The sequence below is a fragment of the Neobacillus sp. 204 genome (assembly GCF_046562815.1).
Lineage (GTDB): Bacteria > Bacillota > Bacilli > Bacillales > Cytobacillaceae > Neobacillus.
In genome coordinates, this window is sequence record NZ_JBJORY010000044.1 from 1 (window position 1) to 1,619 (window position 1,619).

Consider the following 1,619-nt stretch of genomic DNA (forward strand, 5'->3'; position numbering starts at 1 on the left):
CACTGAAAAACTTACGTTTTTTATTTCTGTAATCTAAAATGAATACAAAAAGGCAATTTTCCGCCTGTTTTTTAGGCGGAAAATTGCCTTTTTCCTTTTCTTTTTTTATTCTTTCTCATTAAGGAGTCTCAGAATTCGCTTGATGTTAACTGCAAATATCGCTGTGGCTCCTTGAATTTCCATACCAAATAGACCCGCAGATGATGCCGTTTCATACCCGTGTCTATGTTTTAATTCACTATTTTTTGCCTCAATTTTATAACGAGAGCGTGCATGTTCCTTAAACTCTTCACTGTTTTGGAATGCTTCTTGTTCCTTGTGTTCAGTGGATCTTATTGAAACTGAATATGTTTTACTTTTTGCGCCTTCCTTATAACAGCCATCACGGAACGGACATACTCTACATTTTTTAATATCAAAGTAATAGGTGTCTTTTTGATTTTGACCTTGATTCTTCTTTCCTGTTCGTGCTTTTCGTATTGCCATGTGACCTGCTTTACAAACGTACATACCTGCATCTTTATTAAACTCAAACTCATCCTCTTTAGCACGTCCACCTTGTGTGATCTGTGGATTTAGTTTAGATACTAGTTGAAATTCTTCGGTTTTTGCATATTGGATATTATCCTTCTCTGAATAAGCTGTATCACCAATGATTCTATCTATTGTCATTCCTGCACTTTTGCTTTTTTCAACTAGGTCTTTTAAGTATTTTCCATCACTTTTCTCACCAGTAGTAACAATCGCAGCTGTAATAATCCGTTCATCACTCATAGCAATATGTGTTTTAAATCCAAAGAAAGAAGAATCTGCTGATTTATGTCCGACGCGTGCATCTGGATCATTTGAAAAACATAGTTGTTCTGCATAATCTTCTACAACTTCTTTTAGTACGTTTAATTTTTCTTTGACAGCAGGAATCTCGGCGATTTGTGGCTCAGTTTCAATAACTGTAATCACTTGACGACAATAATCCAATTCATCATTAACTTCGTTAGAAGTCGTTTTCGGTGGAAATTTTTCTTTCATTGATTCATCTATTTGATATACTGCTTTTCGGACATTTTTTGATTTCTCTTGTAAAAACTCTTTCGGTGATTTTTGGTTATAACGTGCTTTTGTATGTGTTGCATCCACAATAATGGTTTTACTTTTAATGATCTCTTTTTCTAGAGCAATCTCAACGGTTTTTCCAATAAGCATATCTAATAAACCCACATCATTAAGACGGAGTTTTCGGAATTTCGTCAAAGAACTCGGGTCAATAACAGAATCCTCTGGTGCCATGTCGAGAAAATATTTAAATGACATATCGTATTTGGAACGTTCTACAACATCCACATCTGACAAATCATAGATTGATTTAAGAAGTAAATATCTGAACATACGAATTGGCGAAACGGCATTACGACCATTTTCAAGACAATATTTTGTTTTCAATTCTTCCAGTATGAATGAAAAATCTACAAGCTCATTAATTTTTCGAAGCATATTATTTTTTGGTACAACAATATCGTATAAAGCCATGAATGGGCTTAAGTTTAGAGATTCTTGATTTGAAATCACTTGGATACCACCTACATGCATTTGATAACAATATTATAAAGTAAAAAGGCAGT

1 protein-coding gene is annotated in these 1,619 nt (G+C 34.0%); it reads right to left on the reverse strand.

Annotated elements, in window-relative coordinates; translation table 11 throughout:
* Window positions 1–105: 105 nt before the first annotated feature.
* On the reverse strand, window positions 106–1,566 hold the full coding sequence (locus ACJ004_RS29985; RefSeq protein ID WP_410896725.1) for an IS1182 family transposase: 1,461 nt from the start codon (window positions 1,564–1,566) through the stop codon (window positions 106–108).
* Window positions 1,567–1,619 lie beyond the last annotated feature (53 nt).